This window comes from Rhodococcoides fascians A44A, from assembly GCF_000760735.1.
Taxonomy (GTDB): domain Bacteria; phylum Actinomycetota; class Actinomycetes; order Mycobacteriales; family Mycobacteriaceae; genus Rhodococcoides; species Rhodococcoides fascians_E.
Map to the genome: position 1 here is coordinate 109,157 of NZ_JMEX01000008.1, position 19,847 is coordinate 129,003.

General features: G+C 65.3%; 16 protein-coding genes. 11 read left to right on the top strand and 5 right to left on the bottom strand.

The window, feature by feature from the left end; translation table 11 throughout:
- Nucleotides 1–75 precede the first annotated feature (75 nt).
- On the bottom strand, nucleotides 76–279 hold the full coding sequence (locus BH95_RS12690) for a cold-shock protein (protein ID WP_019665340.1): 204 nt from the start codon (nucleotides 277–279) through the stop codon (nucleotides 76–78).
- Between the two features lie 148 nt (nucleotides 280–427).
- Between BH95_RS12690 and BH95_RS12695 the strand changes: the two genes are divergently transcribed.
- The gene (locus BH95_RS12695; protein WP_037182616.1) at nucleotides 428–1,120 is read left to right on the top strand and encodes a GNAT family N-acetyltransferase; all 693 of its coding nucleotides are present in this window, start codon (nucleotides 428–430) and stop codon (nucleotides 1,118–1,120) included.
- A gap of 4 nt (nucleotides 1,121–1,124) precedes the next feature.
- Nucleotides 1,125–2,132: a glutathione S-transferase family protein gene (locus BH95_RS12700; RefSeq protein WP_052060059.1), complete on the top strand. Its 1,008-nt coding sequence runs from the start codon at nucleotides 1,125–1,127 to the stop codon at nucleotides 2,130–2,132.
- On the opposite strand, the gene BH95_RS12705 is transcribed toward BH95_RS12700, so the two are convergent.
- A complete protein-coding gene (locus BH95_RS12705; protein WP_026347826.1) occupies nucleotides 2,114–2,533 on the bottom strand; it encodes a VOC family protein in 420 nt (139 codons plus the stop codon). The genes BH95_RS12700 and BH95_RS12705 overlap by 19 nt on opposite strands.
- Nucleotides 2,534–2,551: 18 nt before the next feature.
- Nucleotides 2,552–3,367, bottom strand: a complete 816-nt coding sequence (locus BH95_RS12710; RefSeq protein WP_244164955.1) for an AraC family transcriptional regulator — start codon at nucleotides 3,365–3,367, stop codon at nucleotides 2,552–2,554.
- Nucleotides 3,368–3,450: 83 nt separating this feature from the next.
- On the opposite strand from BH95_RS12710, the gene BH95_RS12715 reads away from it, so the two are divergent.
- From BH95_RS12715 to BH95_RS12740, 6 genes are all read left to right on the top strand, one after another.
- Nucleotides 3,451–4,191: a hypothetical protein gene (locus BH95_RS12715; protein WP_019665345.1), complete on the top strand. Its 741-nt coding sequence runs from the start codon at nucleotides 3,451–3,453 to the stop codon at nucleotides 4,189–4,191.
- Between the two features lie 19 nt (nucleotides 4,192–4,210).
- A complete protein-coding gene (locus BH95_RS12720; RefSeq protein ID WP_037182625.1) occupies nucleotides 4,211–5,095 on the top strand; it encodes an LLM class F420-dependent oxidoreductase in 885 nt (294 codons plus the stop codon).
- A 97-nt stretch (nucleotides 5,096–5,192) separates the two neighbouring features.
- Entirely contained in the window at nucleotides 5,193–6,242 is a 1,050-nt protein-coding gene (locus BH95_RS12725) for an ATP-binding cassette domain-containing protein (protein WP_033188068.1), read from the top strand.
- The gene (locus BH95_RS12730) at nucleotides 6,239–7,003 is read left to right on the top strand and encodes an ABC transporter permease (protein ID WP_019665348.1); all 765 of its coding nucleotides are present in this window, start codon (nucleotides 6,239–6,241) and stop codon (nucleotides 7,001–7,003) included. The genes BH95_RS12725 and BH95_RS12730 overlap by 4 nt, the downstream gene beginning before the upstream one ends.
- A gap of 36 nt (nucleotides 7,004–7,039) precedes the next feature.
- The gene (locus BH95_RS12735) at nucleotides 7,040–10,831 is read left to right on the top strand and encodes an ABC transporter ATP-binding protein (RefSeq protein ID WP_167336907.1); all 3,792 of its coding nucleotides are present in this window, start codon (nucleotides 7,040–7,042) and stop codon (nucleotides 10,829–10,831) included.
- 112 nt (nucleotides 10,832–10,943) lie between these two features.
- Entirely contained in the window at nucleotides 10,944–14,777 is a 3,834-nt protein-coding gene (locus BH95_RS12740) for a multifunctional oxoglutarate decarboxylase/oxoglutarate dehydrogenase thiamine pyrophosphate-binding subunit/dihydrolipoyllysine-residue succinyltransferase subunit (protein WP_080733888.1), read from the top strand.
- A 162-nt stretch (nucleotides 14,778–14,939) separates the two neighbouring features.
- On the opposite strand, the gene BH95_RS12745 is transcribed toward BH95_RS12740, so the two are convergent.
- Nucleotides 14,940–15,575: a TetR/AcrR family transcriptional regulator gene (locus BH95_RS12745; RefSeq protein ID WP_019665351.1), complete on the bottom strand. Its 636-nt coding sequence runs from the start codon at nucleotides 15,573–15,575 to the stop codon at nucleotides 14,940–14,942.
- Nucleotides 15,576–15,644: 69 nt separating this feature from the next.
- Between BH95_RS12745 and BH95_RS12750 the strand changes: the two genes are divergently transcribed.
- From BH95_RS12750 to BH95_RS12760, 3 genes are read left to right on the top strand one after another with little or no spacing between them, the layout of a single operon-like run.
- Nucleotides 15,645–17,210 (top strand): flavin-containing monooxygenase, encoded by a 1,566-nt coding sequence (locus BH95_RS12750; protein WP_027499051.1) that lies wholly within the window; start codon nucleotides 15,645–15,647, stop codon nucleotides 17,208–17,210.
- Nucleotides 17,207–18,040: an SDR family NAD(P)-dependent oxidoreductase gene (locus BH95_RS12755; protein ID WP_019665353.1), complete on the top strand. Its 834-nt coding sequence runs from the start codon at nucleotides 17,207–17,209 to the stop codon at nucleotides 18,038–18,040. The genes BH95_RS12750 and BH95_RS12755 overlap by 4 nt, the downstream gene beginning before the upstream one ends.
- 4 nt (nucleotides 18,041–18,044) lie before the next feature.
- On the top strand, nucleotides 18,045–18,983 hold the full coding sequence (locus BH95_RS12760) for an alpha/beta hydrolase (RefSeq protein WP_037182630.1): 939 nt from the start codon (nucleotides 18,045–18,047) through the stop codon (nucleotides 18,981–18,983).
- Here BH95_RS12760 and BH95_RS12765 read toward each other — a convergent pair.
- Entirely contained in the window at nucleotides 18,939–19,826 is an 888-nt protein-coding gene (locus BH95_RS12765) for a glycine betaine ABC transporter substrate-binding protein (RefSeq protein ID WP_037182631.1), read from the bottom strand. The genes BH95_RS12760 and BH95_RS12765 overlap by 45 nt on opposite strands.
- Nucleotides 19,827–19,847 lie beyond the last annotated feature (21 nt).

Consider the following 19,847-nt stretch of genomic DNA (forward strand, 5'->3'; position numbering starts at 1 on the left):
CCCGGCCTCTTCGGGTACCTGAACTGAAGACAGCGTCAAGCCGTCAGCAATTTCGGGTGGCGATCCTTGAGGGGATCAGATAGCGCGAACGCCCGTTGCCTGAGGACCCTTCTGGCCCTGTCCAACCTCGAACTCCACGCGCTGACCCTCGTCGAGCGTCTTGAAGCCAGATCCCTGGATCTCCGAGTAGTGAACGAACACGTCAGGTCCGCCACCATCCTGCTCGATGAAGCCGAAGCCCTTTTCGCCGTTGAACCACTTAACACTGCCCTGCGTCATACCGTAAACCTTCTGTAAGCGAGCTAGCCCTTCACGTCGAAGCACTAATCTCACTGGCGATACTGCCATTGATCACGCGATTGCGAAACAGCGGGGCAGAAAAAGTCCAATAGCTTGATTTTCCCGAGCACCCGATAGCCTCGATTCGGTGGATTCACATCATCACGACATCATCCGCCTCGCGTGGTCCAGGCACTTCGACCTCGGCGATTCCGCGTTTCGGCCCGGCGTTCGCCACGTGCACTCCGACGAGAATGCGACCTCCGTCACATTTGTTCGTCTCGGTGACTCCAGCGCACTGATCGGGCCCGCGTCGGCACTGACCACGGCGGCGACGATGTCCGACGACGAGCTGACCGGCGGACGCCTGAGGGAACTCGCTTCCGGTCGCACATCCGGCCCGATCGTGTTGTCGTACGCCGACGATGCCGGCACCACCATCGACCGCCACGATCCACTGATCTCGCACGAACGCGCACACGTCGACAGTCTCGAATCCGCCTGTGCGCCCGACGACGTGATCGCTGCCGACCTAGCGCACAAGCAGTCGTGGTTCACCCTTCTCGGCGACGACGCACCTGTGGACGCAGCCACGCCGCTCGCGAGTGCGGGCTACGCGGAATGGCAAGGACTTCTCGGCGACGTCGGGGTGCTCACCGCCCCTGATGCCCGACGCCAGGGCAACGGCCAGGTCGTGTCGCGCCTCGCCACCAACGAAGCGTTCGACGAAGGAATGATCCCGCAGTGGCGGTGCCACGCCGACAACGTCGTTGCCCGACGGCTCGGCGCGAGACTGGGTTTCGAAGAGTGGGGTGCGCTGGTGTCGATCGAAGTAGGTTGAAGGTATGAGTTATGTGGAGAACGGCAAGGAATTCACCCGCGACACCAACTACATCGAAACCCGCATCACCGCGGACGGCCGCGACGGGTATCCGGTCGAGCCGGGCAGATATCGACTGGTCGCCGCCCGCGCGTGCCCGTGGGCTCACCGCTCGATCATCGTCCGTCGTCTTCTCGGCCTCGAAGACGTGCTGTCGCTCGGCATTCCAGGTCCGACGCACGATCCACGCAGTTGGAACTTCGACGAGGAACCCGGGGGCGTCGACCCGGTCCTGAACATCCCCCGGCTGCAGGACGCCTACTTCGCACGGTTCCCCGACTACCCGCGCGGCATCACCGTGCCGGCGATCGTCGAGATCGCCACAGGACAGGTCGTCACCAACAACTTCCCTCAGATCACCCTCGACCTCGAGACCGAGTGGACGCAGTACCACCGCGACGGCGCCCCCGACCTGTACCCGCAAGCGCTTCGATCCGAGATCGACGAAGTCTCCAAGCGCGTGTTCACCGAGGTCAACAACGGCGTCTACCGCTGCGGATTCGCCGGGTCACAGGAGGCGTACAACGATGCGTACGACAGGCTGTTCACTGCACTGGATTGGTTGACCGGGCGGCTGAGCGAGCAGCGCTACCTCGTCGGAGACACCATCACCGAGGCCGACGTCCGCCTGTTCACCACACTCGTGCGGTTCGACGCCGTCTATCACGGCCACTTCAAATGCAACCGCAGCAAGCTCACGGAGATCCCCGTGCTCTGGAACTACGCCCGGGACCTGTTCCAGACGCCGGGCTTCGGAGACACCGTCGACTTCGACCACATCAAGAGGCACTACTACGTGGTGCACACCGACATCAATCCCACGTCGATCGTGCCCAAAGGACCGGATCTGCACGGCTGGCTCGAACCGCACGGCCGTGAATCACTCGGTGGACGTCCCTTCGGGGACGGAACCCCGCCTCCCCCGCCTCGCACCGAGGAGCTCGTTCCCGCCGATCACTGGGTTCCGGCGTAGGTTCCGAAACTCCACAGCACACCCTCGGGGTCGCGGCACGTGAAGCCGCGGCTTCCGTAGTCCTCCTCCCGAAGCCCCTGGACGACGACGCCACCTGCCGCCACGACGCGATCGTGAATCTCGTCGGGGTGGTCGGTGACGACATAGGCAGAGCCCACTCCAGCAGGTAGATCGGATATCGCGCTGTCCGGTCGGGCCTGGAGTGGAGCCTGCGGAACGACCCGACTTGCACTGCCGAGCATCACGCCGCCGCCTTCGGGCCAGCGGAGTTCGGCGTGTTCGACCACGTCGCCGTCGCCATATACGGCGGCCTCGGCGAACCCGAGGACGTCGACGAGGAACGTGATTGCCGCGCGGGCGTCCCGGTAGCGGAAACAAGGCCAGACGGTCGTGGATGTCATGTCCACAGCATGCTCGGATCAGACGTCGTCATCTTGTACGAATGCGAACTTCTCTTCCCGACGCCACCGCGACGGCGCCATCCCGGCGAACTCGCGCCACTCCCGCGCCATGTGTGCCTGGTCGTAGTACCCGCACTGTGCGGCGATGTCGGCGAGGGGAGGAATCGTCTCGCGTCGCAGAAGTCGATGAGATGCATCGAAACGCGCGATCCGCGCCGCGTCCTTCGGCCCGACGCCGAACTCCGCCGTGAACCGGTTGATCAGGTGCCGTCGACTCCACCCGATTTCCCGCGCCACATCCCCGACGCGTGCCGATCCACCGTTCTCCACCAGCAGACGCCAGGCTTCGGTCAACGTCGGATCGATCGCGCTCGCCACCAACGCACGGCCGAGGATCTCGTCGAGCACATCGAAGCGTCGATCCCAGTCCGACTCGGCGGACACACGCTCGACCATCTCGGCGGCCTGGGGCAGCACCTCCGACAGATCGACCATCCATTCCCCCAAAGCCGACGTCGGCACTCCGAACAGCGCGCGCGACCCCGCAGGCGTCAACGACAACTGGATCCCGTGTTGATTGCCGTCGTGAGCAATCGTCACGGGCTCGGCCGAGATGCCACTGGCCAACGTCTCGAACGCACAGGCCCCCTGCCGCGGAGAATCCGCGATCTCGAGCTTCGACTCGATCGACACGATGACCGTCAACGCCGGACTCGGCATGCCCACATGCTCGCCCGGCTCGAAACCGGCAAGCCGATATCCGTCGTACGACGAGACGTACGGCCGAAGCCGGCCGGCAGGACGCCGTCGCGCACCATCGGAAACACAGCCCATTCACGCAGGGTAGAACCGTGAGCGAACGGGTAGCAATGGGTCGGGGCCGGAAAACCGGTACGACGAGCAGATCGGGAGCGCCGGTGGCGAAGAAGAGCAACGACCAGGTCGACACCATCAAGGAAGGCGGGCGTCTCGAGAAATCGCTCGTCAAGATCCTCGACAACGCATCGCGCCTGCAGGGGCCCGCCGTCGAGAAGTACGTCGCACACATGCGTCGGGCACACCCGAACGACACGCCTGCACAGCTGATCGAGCGTCTGGAGAACCGCTTCCTCCTCGCCGTCACCGGCAGTGGCAGCGCCGTCGGCGGAGCGGCCGCGGTACCGGGCGTCGGCACCGTCGCGTCGATCGCCGCCGTGGGCGCCGAGACCGCATTCTTCATCGAATCGTCCGCGCTGCTGACATTGTCGGTCGCATCGGTGCACGGCATTCCGGTGCACGATCACCAACAACGACGCGCGCTGGTCCTGTCGGTGGCGCTGGGTGAATCCGGCATGCAGATCGTCCAGAAGACCGTCGGTAGCTCCGCGAAGAACTGGGGCCCGCTCGTCACATCGCGAATTCCCGGTGGCGCGATGACGAACATGAACAAGTCCCTCGTCAAGAAATTCGTCCAGAAGTACCTGGCCAAGCGCAGTGCACTGCTGTTCGGCAAACTTCTGCCCGCAGGAATCGGCGCCGTGATCGGCGGCGCAGGAAACCGCGTCATCGGCAAGGGCGTCATCCGCAACGCCCGCGAAGCCTTCGGACCGGCACCGAAGATGTGGCCCGAAGGCGCCGTCATCGACGCGGACCCGATCGACGGAATTCTCGAGCAGTGACGCGGCGTTGGGACATCATATGACCACCGACACACCTGAGCAGCGCACACCCGATCTGGGCACACCCGATCTGGGCACACCCGATTTGGGCACACTCGGAATCTGGCGGCACTACTCCGGCATCCCGCCGGAACTGGCCCGCCTCATCGAATCCAGCGGCTACGGCACGATCTGGCTCGGTGGCTCGCCGCCGGCAGACCTGACCTCGGTCGAGGAGATCCTCGACGCCACCGAGTCCATCGTCGTTGCCACCGGCATCGTCAACATCTGGTCCGCCGCCGCGCCCGACGTGGCCGAGTCCTACCACCGCATCGAGAAGAAGCATCCCGGTCGATTCCTCCTCGGCATCGGTGCCGGGCATCCCGAAGCGACGCAGGAGTACCAGAAGCCGTACGACGCACTGGTGAACTATCTCGACGCCCTCGACGACGGCGGCGTCCCCGAGTCCCGACGCGTACTCGCCGCCCTCGGTCCGAAGGTGCTGAAACTGTCGGCCGATCGAAGCGCAGGCGCTCACCCGTACCTGACGACGCCCGAGCACACCGCCGAAGCCCGCGAGATCCTCGGCCCGGACAAAATCCTCGCGCCCGAACACAAGGCAGTGCTCGAATCCGATGCGGAGAAGGCTCGGGAGATCGGGCGGCCGCCCGTCAACAATCCCTACCTGCACCTGGTGAACTACGTGAACAACCTGAAGCGTCTCGGGTACTCCGCGGACGAGATCGGCGACGGCGGCAGCGATCGTCTCATCGACGCCTTGGTCGCACACGGAGACGCGGACGCCATCGCTTCCCGGCTCCGTCAGCACCTCGACGCGGGCGCCTCGCACGTCACGCTGCACTCGCTACCCGACGACGGCGACCCGTCGGTGATCTACCGGGAAGTGGCCGCGGCATTTCTGTGAAGCACGTGCTCCCCTGACCTACGTGTGAACCCGTAACCTCGTACCGGGCCGGATCTTCCGGCCCGGTACTTCACGTCGGCCCGGGGGACACGCACACATGACGTACGGCTTCGGCAACGCACTGGAAGCGCACGGACTGACCAAGAACTTCGGTACCGTCCGCGCGGTGTCGGATCTGTCCTTCGCCGTGCCCCGCGGCTCCATCACCGGCTTTCTCGGCCCCAACGGATCCGGCAAGACCACCACCCTTCGATTACTGCTCGGTCTCGCGAAACCCACCACAGGAATCGGACTCGTCACCGGTGTCCCGTTCTCCGAACTCGTCGACCCGGCCCGTACCGTCGGCGCGGTACTCGACTCGCGCAGCCTGCATCCCAAGCGAACTGCCATCGGTCACCTCGGCATCTTCGCGTCGGCGATCGGTGTCCCCGACTCACGTGCCGCGGACGTCCTCCACCTCGTCGGACTCAGCGACACCGCAAAACGCCAGGTCGGCGGCTTCTCCCTGGGAATGCGGCAACGACTGGCCCTCGCCACCGCGCTGCTCGGCGACCCCGAGATCCTCGTACTCGACGAACCGGCCAACGGACTCGACCCCGAAGGCATCGCCTGGCTCCGCGACTTCCTGAAGTCCTACACGGCCGGCGGCAGGACCGTGCTGATCTCCAGCCATCTCCTGCGCGAGGTCGAGGCCACCGTCGACAACCTCGTCATCGTCAGTGCAGGGTCGCTCGTCTACCAGGGCAGCATCGAACAACTGCGCTCCTCACGACCCAACCGGATCCTCGTCGCGGTATCCGATCCCGCAACCCTCGCCCTCGCCCTCGCGTCGAACGGCATCACCAACACACAACTCCTTCCCGACGGCCGTCTCGGAGTCGCCGGCGCCGACGCGGACACCGTGCGCCGCATCGCCGTGGCAGCCGAGGTCACGGTCTTCGGAACCAGCAGCGAACACGTCGACCTCGAGCAGGTCTTTCTCTCCATGACGGCCGGGCAGTACGCGGCAGCACCGAGCCACCCACCACAGCACGCGGGTTACCCGCCACCCGGCTACGGACAACCGCCACCCGGCTACGGACAACCGCAGCCCGGCTACTGGCCGCCCGCTGCACAACCGTCTCCGTGGGAAGGTGACCGACGATGAGCACTGTCCTCACCTCGGAAATTCGCAAGGTCACCACCCTGAAGTTCTGGTGGGCCCTGGCACTACCGCCGGTGTTCGTCGGCATCGGCGCCACCGCCATCTCCTCGGCGGTCGGCAAGGGCATGAGCGACATCACCGGCAGCGAGATGAACGAAGTGGTCCTCGCCGGGCTCTTCGTCGCCCTCGGTGCGGCAACACTGTTCGGATCCGTGTTCTCGGCGATCAACGCCGGAACGGAGTTTCGCCACGACACGATCACGACGTCGTTCCTGTCCGCGCGTGGGCGCGATCGGGTCATCGGCGCCAAAGTGCTCGTGACGGCACTCTTCGCGTTGGGATACGGGCTGGTGGTCTCCATCCTGACCATTCTGTGCATGCTCGCGTTCACCGCCGGAGACTTCACACTGAACGGCGACGTCTTCGGCTACATCGCAGCAGGACTGTTCGTCGTCGTGATGTGGTCGCTCATCGGATCCGGTCTCGGGCTGCTGTTCGGTTCACCCACCTGGCCGTCGATCGCCATCGTCGCCTGGTTCCCCGTCGGTGAACTGGTTGTCCTCGGCATTCTCTCCGGCCTCGGCCTCGTCGGGTTCTGGCAGATCGCACCCGGATCTCTGACGCTGTCCACCGTCGTCGCGTGGAACCTCGACGACGGCAACGGCTTGGCAGAGTGGCCGTGGGCGCCCATCGGCCTGGCGCTGTGGGCCGCACTGATCGTCGTTGCCGGGTGGCTGCGGACCCGGGAGCGTGACATCAGCTGATCGCCTGTCGGAGGTGCGGACTACCGTTCGCTATCGATGAGTGAATCCTGGATACGTCGGCTCGTAGCGCAGTGCTGGGTGCACCGACGCACCGCCGTGGGCGCGTTGGCCGTCACGATGATCGCCGCCGTCATCGACATCTCGTTTCCGTTGCTGACACGGATCGCCATCGACGACGCCTCTGCCGGTGCGGGCGAGACCATCATGTGGGTCGCCCTCGCGATCGGCGGCCTGGCCGTGGTCCGGTTCGGATGCCAGTTCGGCCGACGACTCCTCGCCGGTCGCCTTTCGGTCGACGTACAACACGACCTGCGCCTCGGCCTGCTCTCCTCCCTGCAACGCCTCGACGGCCGCAAACAGGACGAAATCCGCACCGGCCAAGTGGTGTCCCGGTCCATCACCGACCTACAGCTGGTGCAGGGCCTCCTCGCCATGGTTCCGCTGTCCGCGGGCGCGCTCCTGCAATTCGTCCTCGCACTCGTGGTGATGGCGTACCTGTCCCCGCTCCTCACCGTCGTTGCGCTGGCGATCGTCCCCGCCGTCACGTTGGTCGTGTACAAAGTCCGACCGAAGCAGTTCGCCGCCACCTGGTCGGCCCAACAACGCGCCGCCGACCTGGCCCAACACGTCGAGGAAACCGTCACCGGTGTCCGCGTCGTCAAAGGCTTCGGACAGGAAGGACGCGCCGTCGATCGGCTGGAGAACCTGTCCCGCACCCTGTTCGCCGAGCGGATGAGATCAGCGAAGATCAACGCCCGGCTCGCCCCTTCCATGGCCGCAATCCCCCAACTCGGCCTCGTCGGCGTCATCGCGCTCGGCGGCTACCTCGCACTGCACGGCCACATCACCGTCGGCACGTTCCTGGCCTTCGCCACCTACGTCGCGACCCTGTCCGCAGTCACCCGCACTCTGTCCTCCGTCGTCATCCTCGCGCAGCTCTCTCGCGCCGCAGTCGAGCGTGTCTACGACGTCATCGACACCCACCCATCCGTACCCGAGCCGCCGCACCCCATCGCCCTCCCCGACGGCCCCCTCGGTATCGACCTGTCCGCCGTCACCTTCGGTTTCGAGCCCGAACGCGACGTACTCCGATCCTTCGATCTCGCCGTCGCACCAGGTGAGAGCGTCGCCGTCGTCGGGCACGCAGGGTCGGGCAAGACAGCACTGTCGTTGCTTCTGCCACGCTTCTACAGTCCGCGCTCGGGCTCCGTCGCCCTCACCTCGACCGGCGAGGGCGCCGCGCGAATCGACGTGGCCGACGTCAGCGCCGAGCACCTCCGCGAAGCAGTCGGCCTCGTGTTCGACGAGCCGTTCCTGTTCTCCGACACCATCGCAGCCAACATCGCCCTCGGCCGTCCCGACGCCACCGCCGAGGAAATACACGACGCCGCCGTACTCGCCGAAGCAGCCGAGTTCATCTCCGAACTCCCCGACGGCTACGACTCCGTGGTCGGCGAACGCGGCCTCACCCTGTCCGGCGGCCAACGACAACGCATAGCGCTGGCCCGGGCTCTGCTCACCGACCCGCGAGTTCTCGTCCTCGACGACGCAACCTCCGCTGTCGACGCGACAACCGAGGCCAAGATCTTCGACGCACTCCGGCGTCGACCACGGCGCACCACCATCGTCCTCGCGCACCGCCGATCCACGCTGACCCTCGCCGACCGAGTCGCCGTACTCGACGACGGCCGAGTCATCGACATCGGAACCGTCGACCAACTCGACGCGCGATGTCCACTGTTCCGCGAACTGCTCTCCAACGACCAGAAAGCCGACGACGGCGCTACCGACGCTTCCGCGTCTGCGACGCCGCAGCGCAACGAGCTGTGGCCCGACACCGAGCCTGCGCTTACGGGCACGGCGGCTACGACGTCCGGCACACCACAGAGCGCGGGCAGACCCACCGGCGGCGGAGGCGGCGGTCAGATCGCCGGGGCCCTCGGAAGTGTCGCGGCCACCCCCGAGCTCAGGGACGCCGTCGACGCCCTTCCCCCAGCTACCGAAATGCCGCCCACGCCCAGCGACGTACGCGCCCCGGACACCGACTTCCGGCTGTCACGGCTCCTCACGCCGGTACGCACACTCCTCGTAGCCGTCGTCGTCCTGCTCGCGCTCGACTCCCTCGCGTCGATCGCGTTTCCATCCATCGTTCGTTTCGCCGTCGACGACGGAGTCTCCCGCGCCGACACGGGCGCCCTCTGGACAGCCACCGCGACAGGCGTGTTCCTCGCGGTCGCCGGGTGGTTCGTCATCGCAGCCACCACGGTCATCACCGCCAGAGCAGGCGAACGCGTGCTGTTCGGGCTACGGGTCAAGAGCTACGCGCACATCCAGCGCCTCGGACTCGACTACTACGAGCGGGAACTGTCCGGCCGCATCATGACCAGAATGACGACGGACGTCGACGCACTGTCCACCTTCATCCAGACCGGGGCGTCCACGGCAGTCGTCAGCCTCGTGACCGTCGTCGGCATCGCCACGGCCCTGCTGATCACCGACCTGCCTCTCGGACTCGTCGCGCTGGCAGTCGTACCTCCTCTCATCATCGCGACCGTCGTGTTCAAGCGGATCTCCTCCGCCGCGTACACCGAGTCCAGGGAAAGAATCTCCGCGGTCAACGCCGACTTCCAGGAGAACATCGCCGGTCTGCGCTCCGCACAGGCCTACCGCCGAGAACAGTTCGCCGCCGACAGGTTCGCCGAGCGAGCCGACCTGTATCGCGCAAGCCGGATGCGTTCTCAGCGCGCGATCTCGGTGTACTTCCCCTTCATCACGTTCCTGTCCGACGCCGCACTCGCGCTCGTCGTGTTCGTCGGTGCTCACCAGGTCGCCTCCGGGTCGACCTCCGCCGGAACCCTCGTCGCGTTCGTGCTCTACCTCGGCCTGCTGTTCGGGCCCATCCAGCAACTGTCCCAAGTGTTCGACGGCTACCAGCAAGCCAGCGTCGGGGTACGGAGAATCGGCGACCTCCTGCGCACCCCCAGTTCCATCGAAGCAGCGACGACCGGAGCTGCCACACGCATTCCCGAGGGCCGACTCAGAACCGACATCGCCTTCGACGAAGTCGGCTTCCGCTATGCCGGGGCAGACACCGAAGCACTCAGTGAGGTCAATCTCACAATCCCCCGTGGAGCAACCGTCGCCCTCGTCGGAGAGACCGGCGCGGGCAAGTCCACCATCGTCAAACTCCTCGCCCGGTTCTACGACCCGACTTCCGGATCGGTACGCGTCGGCGGCACCGATCTCCGCGACTATTCACTCGCCGAATACCGCGGCAGGCTCGGCGTCGTCCCGCAGGAAGCGCACCTCTTCACCGGCGACGTCGCGTCGAACATCGCCTTCGGCAAACCCGGCGCAACGCGCGAGGAGATCGAAGCAGCGGCCCGCGCCGTCGGCGCACTGGAGGCCATCGCCGCACTTCGAGGCGGTATGCGCCAACCCGTCGGCGAACGTGGTCAAGGCCTGTCCGCCGGGCAGAGGCAGCTGATCGCGCTGGCCCGAGCCGAGCTGGTGGACCCCGACCTGATGCTCCTCGACGAGGCGACCGCGACACTCGATCCCGCGACCGAACGCACGGTCCTCGACGCCAGCACGCGGGTGCTGCGTGCACGAACGTCCGTCGTCGTCGCGCACCGATTGGCGACGGCGGCACGCGCCGACATGATCGTCGTGGTCGACCACGGCCGGATCGTCGAGACCGGGACTCACGACGATCTGAGATCCCGCGGCGGGTATTACGCACGCTTGTGGGATGCGGCCGAAACGCGCGGCGGGAATAATTCGATAAGCACAGGAGTCGTCAGCAACGAGGTTGACAGTTACTCGTGAGTACATACCACAGCCACGTCCCGGACGTCCGCGCTCCCCGGATGAGGTCTACCCTGGATGTGTACGCGCGTGTGATCGGGAACGAAGAGAAGAAGCGAGGCGAACTACTGCCGTGAGCAGCAGCTCCACTACCCAATTCGGACAAAATCAATGGCTGGTCGACGAGATGTACCAGCGATTCAAGGACGACCCGTCATCGGTCGACGCAAGCTGGCACGAATTCCTCACCGACTACGACCCGGACGCGCCGGCAGGTGACGAGGCCGCGCCGGTTCCGAACGGAAGTGCAGGAAGCGGCTCGGCGAGCTCCGGGAAGTCGACGAGCTCCAGCAGCTCCAACGGCACGAGCTCCAACGGCAACGGTGCGCCCACGAAGTCCGAGGCCCCGGCAGCGAAGGCTGCGCCCAAGGCCCCGGCAGCCAAGGCCGACGCCCCGAAATCCGCAACGCCGAAGGCAGCTGCCGAGAAGCCTGCGCCCACCGCGAAGCCCGCGACCTCCAAGGCGGCAGGTGCGGCACCGTCCGCTCCCGCAGCCAAGCCCGCTGCAGCCGCCCCCGCGGCCGAGGCATCGTCCAAGGTCCTCCGCGGCGCCGCTGCTGCCGTCGCGAAGAACATGTCGGCCTCACTGCAGATCCCCACGGCGACCAGCGTCCGCGCTATCCCGGCCAAGCTCATGGTCGACAACCGCCTCGTGATCAACAACCACCTCGCACGCACGCGGGGCGGAAAGATCTCGTTCACGCACCTCCTCGGCTACGCCATCGTGCAGGCCGTCAAGGCGTTCCCCAACATGAACCGGCACTTCGCCGAGGTCGACGGCAAGCCCAATGCAGTCACCCCGGCGTCGACCAACCTCGGCCTCGCGATCGACCTGCCCGGCAAGGACGGAAACCGCTCCCTCGTCGTCGCTGCCATCAAGAACACGAACGAGCACTCGTTCACGCAGTTCTACAACGCCTACGAGGACATCGTCCGGCGTGCCCGTGACGGCAAGCTCACCGGCGACGACTTCCAGGGCGTCACGATCTCGCTGACCAACCCCGGCGGCATCGGAACCGTGCACTCCGTTCCTCGCCTGATGAACGGCCAGGGCGCCATCATCGGCGCAGGAGCCATGGAGTACCCCGCCGAGTTCCAGGGCTCGTCCGACGAGCGACTCGCGGAACTGGGCGTCGGCAAGCTCATGACGCTGACCTCGACGTACGATCACCGCATCATCCAGGGTGCAGAGTCCGGCGACTTCCTCCGCACGATCCACAACCTGCTGATCAGCGACGAGTTCTACGACGAGATCTTCCATTCGCTGAAGATCCCGTACGAGCCCATCCGCTGGCGCAAGGATCTGCCCGAGGGCACCGTCGACAAGAACACCCGCGTTCTCGAGCTCATCGCGGCGTACCGGAACCGCGGTCACCTGATGGCCGACACGGATCCGCTGCAGTTCACCAAGGACAAGTTCCGGATGCACCCGGACCTCGACGTGATCAGCCACGACCTGACGCTGTGGGACCTCGACCGTGAATTCAAGGTCGGCGGATTCCACGGCAAGGACAAGATGAAGCTGCGGGACGTGCTGAGCGTTCTGCGCGACTCCTACTGCCGCCACGTCGGCGTCGAGTACACCCACATCCTCGAGACCGACCAGGTTGCCTGGCTGCAGGAGCGCGTCGAGGCCACTCACGTCAAACCGACTGTGGCACAGCAGAAGTACATCCTGAGCAAGCTCAATGCCGCCGAGGCATTCGAGACCTTCCTGCAGACCAAGTACGTCGGCCAGAAGCGATTCTCGCTCGAAGGCGCCGAGTCCGTCATCCCGATGATGGACGCCGTCATCGACCAGAGCGCCGAGCACGCCCTCGACGAGGTCGTCATCGGTATGCCGCACCGCGGTCGACTGAACGTGCTGGCCAACATCGTCGGCAAGCCGTACTCGAAGATCTTCACCGAGTTCGAGGGCAACATGAACCCGGCAGCCGCACACGGCTCCGGCGACGTGAAGTACCACCTCGGCGCCGAAGGCACCTACATCCAGATGTTCGGCGAGAACGACATCGCCGTGTCGCTGACCGCGAACCCGTCGCACCTCGAGGCCGTCGACCCGGTCCTCGAAGGCCTCGTTCGCGCCAAGCAGGACCTTCTGGACAAGGGACCGGGCGAAGGTGGCTTCTCGGTTCTGCCGCTCATGCTCCACGGCGACGCGGCCTTCGCAGGCCAGGGCGTCGTGGCCGAGACGCTGAACCTCGCACAGCTGCGCGGCTACCGCACCGGCGGCACCGTGCACATCGTCGTCAACAATCAGGTCGGCTTCACCACCGCACCCGAGCACTCCCGTTCCTCGGAGTACTGCACCGACGTGGCGAAGATGATCGGCGCGCCGATCTTCCACGTCAACGGCGACGACCCCGAGGCATGTGTCCGCGTTGCACAGCTCGCCGTCGACTTCCGCGAGAAGTTCAACAAGGACGTCGTCATCGACATGATCTGCTACCGCAGGCGTGGCCACAACGAGGGCGACGACCCGTCGATGACGCAGCCGGCGATGTACGACGTCATCGACACCAAGCGCAGCGTCCGCAAGAGCTACACCGAATCCCTCATCGGCCGCGGCGACATCTCCCTCAAGGAGGCAGAGGACGCGCTCCGCGACTACCAGGGACAGCTCGAGCGGGTGTTCAACGAGGTTCGCGAACTCGAGAAGTACAACCCCGAGCCCAGCGAATCGGTCGAACTCGACCAGCAGTTGCCGGCCAAGCTCACCACCGCCGTCGACAAGTCCATCCTGCACCGCATCGGCGATGCGTTCCTCGAGGTCCCCGAAGGCTTCAACGTGCACCCGCGCGTCAAGCCCGTGCTCGAGAAGCGTCGCGAGATGGCCTACGAAGGCAAGGTCGACTGGGCGTTCGGCGAGCTGCTCGCCCTCGGATCGCTCGTGGACGAAGGACGCAACGTCCGTTTCTCCGGCCAGGACACTCGCCGCGGAACGTTCACCCAGCGTCACTCGGTCATCATCGACCGCAAGACCGGCGCCGAGTACACCCCGCTGCACAACATCGGCAGCGAGAACCCCGGCAAGTTCATGGTCTACGACTCCGCGCTCAGCGAGTTCGCGGCCGTCGGCTTCGAGTACGGCTACTCCGTCGGAAACCCGGACGCACTCGTCCTGTGGGAAGCGCAGTTCGGTGACTTCGTCAACGGCGCGCAGTCCATCATCGACGAGTTCATCAGCTCCGGTGAAGCCAAGTGGGGACAGCTGTCCGACGTCGTGCTGCTCCTCCCGCACGGCCACGAAGGCCAGGGCCCGGACCACACGTCCGGCCGCATCGAGCGGTTCCTGACGCTGTGCGCCGAAGGATCGATGACCGTCTCGGTTCCGTCGACGCCTGCCAACTACTTCCACCTGCTGCGTCGCCACGCACGCGATGGAATCCGGCGTCCGCTCATCGTCTTCACCCCGAAGTCGATGCTGCGCAACAAGGCCGCTGTGTCCAACATCGAGGACTTCACCGACGGCAAGTTCCACTCGGTGTTCGACGAGCCGACCTACGAAACCGGCACCGGTGACCGTAGCAAGGTCAAGCGCGTCCTGATGGTCAGCGGCAAGCTCTACTACGAGCTGTTGGCACGCAAGCAGAAGGACAACCGCGACGACGTCGCCATCGTCCGCATCGAGCAGCTCTACCCGGTCCCGACCCGTCGGATCACCGAGGCCATCAAGAGCTACCCGAACGCAACGGAATTCCGTTGGGTCCAGGAAGAGCCCGCGAACCAGGGTGCATGGCCGTTCTTCGGCCTCGCATTCCCCGAGCTCATGCCCGACGTGCTCAGCAACATCAAGCGCGTCTCCCGCCGTGCAATGTCCGCACCGTCCTCGGGTTCGAGCAAGGTCCACGCCGTGGAGCAGCTCGAAATCATCGACGAAGCCTTCTCGGGCGTCGGCGAGGGATAGTCGACCCGCACCAATTCGGAGCGAATGCGCCGTTCGGTCACCTCGAGTGACCGAACGGCGCATTCGTTTTTTCGGCGGACAGTTTCGGCATCGGCATCGGCATCGATGTCACATGACATTCGTCGTACGGCTGCCATGGCATTCATGCCGAACAGAGGGAGGTTACTCAGCCCCGGTGCCGAGGAGGCTGGCGATCATGCTGGGCGCCAGGGCGACGGCGGGCAGTGCACCGACGTTCAGTTCGATGAGTTCGTCTCGGCTGATGCGGGGGTCGCGGAGCCACGAGATGGTGGCTTCCTCGACGAAGGCGATCCATCCACGCACGGCGAGTTCGGTGGTGGGGTTGGCCTCGACGTGCAGTTTGTAGAGGTTGGCGATGGTGCGCTCGGCCATGGTGGTTCTGGTCTGCTCGAAGACGTCGCGCATGTCCGGGTCGCCGGTGGCGGAGCCGCGGAGTAGAGAGATGAAGGTTTCGCGGTTCTCGGTCACGTAGTCGACGTAGTTGGCGATGGAGTCGCGCAGGATCTGGTACGGGTCGAGGGTCATGTCCGGGGCGGTGCGCTCGAGCATGGTCTTGCTTGCTTCTCGCACGATGGCGAGGTGGAAGTCCTGCTTCGACGAGAAGTAGTGGAAGAGCAGGCCGCGGGACACTCCGGCCTGGTCGGCGATGTCCTCGACCGATACCTGTTCCAGCGGTCGGTCCGCGAGCATCTCCGTTCCCAGTTCGATCAGCTGGGCACGACGCTCCTGTGGACTCATACGCGTTCGCTTGGCAGCCGGGGTGTTCACACTGGACATGCAACCAGCTTACTGAATAGCAGTCAATAACTATTGACTCACACTCAATAAGCTCCTACTCTCTGTTTCATGAGTCTTTCCGTAACAGATAACTCGGAGCGCGTGACTGCCCCGCGCACGGTCGACACCCTCATCATCGGCAGCGGATTCGCAGGCCTCGGTGCAGCGATCAAGCTGTCCCAGAAGGGCAAGCACAATTTCCTCGTGCTCGAACGCGGCAGCGACGTCGGCGGCACCTGGCGCGACAACACCTACCCGGGTGCAGCCTGCGACGTGCCGTCGCACCTGTACTCGTACTCGTTCGCGCTGAACCCGGACTGGACCCGCTCCTTCTCCACTCAGCCCGAGATCCAGAAGTACATCTCGTCTGTAGCGCGGAAGTACAACGTGCTGGACAAGCACGTGTTCAACTCCGACGTCACCTCCGTGACCTGGAACGAGAGCACTCACCGCTGGGACGTCGTCGCGAGCACCGGCGAGTACACCGCAAAGGTGGTCGTGACGGCCGTCGGCGCCCTGTGCGAGCCGAACCTGCCGCCCATCGCAGGCATCGAGAGCTTCGAGGGCGACGTCTTCCACTCCGCACAGTGGAACCACGACGTCTCATTGGAAGGAAAGCGTGTCGCCGTCATCGGCACCGGTGCGTCGGCCATCCAGATCGTGCCCGCGATCGCCGGCAAGGTGAAGCACCTCGACGTGTACCAACGCACCGCGCCGTGGATCCTTCCCCGGTTCGACCGCGAGTACACCGCACTCGAGAAGTTCGCCTTCAAGCGCATCCCCGGATTCCAGCGACTGTCCCGCACCGGCATCTACGCGGCACGCGAGACGCAGGTCGTCGGTCTCGCGAAGAAGCCCGCGCTGATGCGCATCTTCGAGCTCATCGCCAAGCAGCAGATCAACAAGGGCATCAAGGACAAGGCGCTCCGCAAGAAGGTCACGCCGAACTTCCGAATCGGCTGCAAGCGCATGCTCATCTCCAACGCCTACTACCCCGCGCTGGACCGCCCGAACGTCGACCTCGTCACCGACGGCATCGCCGAGGTCAAGGCGCACTCGATCGTCTCCGCGGACGGCACGGAGCGCGAGATCGACGCACTCGTCGTGGCAACGGGATTCCATGTCACGGATTCGCCCGCCTACCAGGGGATCTACGGCAAGGGCGGCAAGACCCTCGCGCAGACCTTCGAAGAGGAAGGCCAGCAAGGCTACAAGGGGGCCGCTGTCGCGAACTTCCCCAACATGTTCTTCCTCGTCGGGCCCAACACAGGTCTCGGCCACACCTCGATGGTCTTCATGATCGAGTCGCAGCTCAACTACGTCGTCGACGCCCTGGACACCATCGAGAAGCACGACATCGGTGTCATCGAGGTCCGCAAGGACATCCAGGACGACTACAACGCCGACCTGCAGGACCGCATGGCGGACAGCGTCTGGATGAACGGCGGCTGCGCCAGCTGGTACCTCGACAAGCACGGGAACAACACGACGCTGTGGCCGGACTTCACCTTCCGCTTCCGCGCCATCACCCGTAAGTTCGATCTGGCGGCCTACCGAAGCGTCGCAGCATCCGATCTGCCCGCTCCCGCCGTGGGCACCGTGAACGACTCCGACATCGAGGTAGCAGCGAAGTGACCACCACATTCACCGGCAAGGTTGCCGTCGTCACCGGCGCGGGATCGGGTATCGGACGCGCCCTTGCGCTGAACCTGGCTCAGCGCGGAGCGAAACTCGCACTGTCCGACGTCGACGTGAACGGCCTGGCCGAGACCGTGCGGCAGGTCGAGGCACTCGGCGGCGAGGTCGAATCACAGTTCCTCGACGTCACCCAGCGGGAAACCGTGATCGAGTACGCCGAGACCGTCAAGACACGCTTCGGCAAGATCAACCAGATCTACAACAACGCAGGCATCGCGTACCACGGTGACGTCGAGCAGTCCTCGTTCAAGGACATCGAACGCATCGTCGACGTGGATTTCTGGGGCGTCGTCAACGGCACCAAAGCCTTCATCCCGCACCTGCAGGAATCCGGCGACGGTCACATCGTCAACATCTCCAGCCTCTTCGGGCTGCTCGCGATGCCGTCGCAGGCCGCCTACAACGCGGCGAAGTTCGCCGTCCGCGGTTTCAGTGAAGCGCTGCGGATGGAACTGCTGATCTCCAAGGCCCCCGTCAAGATGACCGTCGTGCACCCCGGTGGCATCAAGACCGCCATCGCGCGCAACGCCACGGTTGCCGAGAACTACGACCAGCAGTCGGTCGCGAAGTTCTTCGACGCGAAACTCGCCAAGACAACACCCGATCAGGCCGCGAAGACGATCCTCAAAGGCGTCGAGAAGGGCAAGGGCCGCGTACTCATCGGATCCGACGCCATCGCGTTGGACCTGTTCCAGCGGATCACCGGGTCGAAGTACCAGCGAGTGGTCGCCACCATCGCCAACCGCGTCATGCCCAGGAAGAAGTAGGACGATGAAGTCCTTCTACCTGCCGCTTCCGCTGGTCGCCGCCGCACTGAAACCGTTCTACCGCTTGGCCCTCGACTCCAGGTTGCCGGTGTCGGTGCAGCGACGGATCCTCGATCTGGCTTCTCCGCTGCAGACCATGCCCGACGGCGCCGTCAGCCTGAAGACGACGCTTGCCGGCCGACCCGCCGAGCGGATCACCGTCGGAGCAACCGAGCGCGATACTGCGATTCTGTATCTGCACGGCGGCGCGTACACCATCGGATCCATCTCGACGCACCGTTCGCTCGCTGCCCACCTGGCGCGCGAATCGGCCAGTGCCGTGTACGTTCTCGACTATCGCCTGGCGCCCGAGAACCCCTATCCCGCCGGCCTGAACGACGCCGTCGCGGCGTTCCGCGAACTCGTCAAGGCACACGGATACACGCCGGACAGGATTGCCATCGCCGGCGATTCCGCGGGCGGCGGGCTGACCGTCGCGACGGCCCGGCATCTCGTCGACGACGGTGTGAAACCGGCTGCGCTGGGCCTCATCTCGCCGTGGGTGGATCCGGGTGCTCGCGACGCGCCGTTCCCCCGGGACATCGTCGTCAACACCGCTTGGTCCTTCGCGGCCGCGGAAGCGTACCTGGGCGACGGGGATCCACTCGATCAGGGCTTCGCGCCGTTGCACGGAGACCTGTCCGGACTTCCGCCCATCGTCATGCACGTCGGCAAGGCCGAGGTGCTCTACTCGCAGATCGTGGATTTTCACGATCGGCTACTGACGCAGGGCAACGAGGTCGAGTACGTAGAGTACGAGAAGCTGTGGCACGTCGCGCATCTGCAGACCTCGATACTGCGCGAGGCCGCCGAGGCGACTCACCACCTCGGTGCTTTCCTCGGGGCGCGTCTGCGATCGTCAGAGGTTGTGCTCGCCGAGCCAACGAGCAGCGACATCGCCTGATTCTCCGCCACTGCGGACCTCGCCGATCATGTCGGCGAGGTCCGCTGTGGTCAGTTCGCCCGCAACGACACTCAACGTCGCTGTCGCGGCATCGTTCAACGTCCCCGTGCGCATCAACGGCACGACGTTCTCCGCGCTGAACGCCGACTGTTCGTCCTCGAGGGTCAGCAGATTCGCCGCCGCCGGGCCGAGCGATGCCGTTCTGAACACCAACGCTCCGATCTCGCCGGACTCGAGTGCGGCTGTCGCAGCGTCTGCATCGACGTAGACGGCGATGTCCTCGAACACAGATCCTGTTCCGCTAGGAACCAGCCGCATGGCGACCTCCATCGGGTCCGGGTCGGGCGGATCACCGACGACACCCCACGTCGCCCTACCGCGGTTGTCCACGAATTCCGAGACTGTCGTCAGTTCGGCAAGCGGCCCGTCGGGCGCTACCGCGACAGCAATGCGGTCTTCCGCAAGCGCGTAGTCGCCCACAGACAACCCTTCCGGCAACGACCTGTTCAGGTCGACGAAGACATCCTCGGCGTCCGTCGACGTGGACGTCGAATCGAACGTACGCAGAAGTTCGCCCGTGAAATCCGGAACGAGCGAGACATCCCCGGCGTCGAGTGCGGCAAGGTAGTCACCGCGTTCTCCGAGACCGTCCGTGACCGACACGGTGACTCCGGCGGACCGAATCGCTCCCGCGTAGATCTCGGCCAGCAGTTCACTCGTCGTGTCGTCTCCGCGACCGACCACCACCGACGACGCGTCCGTCGGCTCGGCCGCGGCGCTGCATGCGGTGACCACCGACGCCAGGACGAGGGAGCCGACCAGCCGGTTGCCGAACGCACGCACGAGAGAGATCTCCGTTCGAGG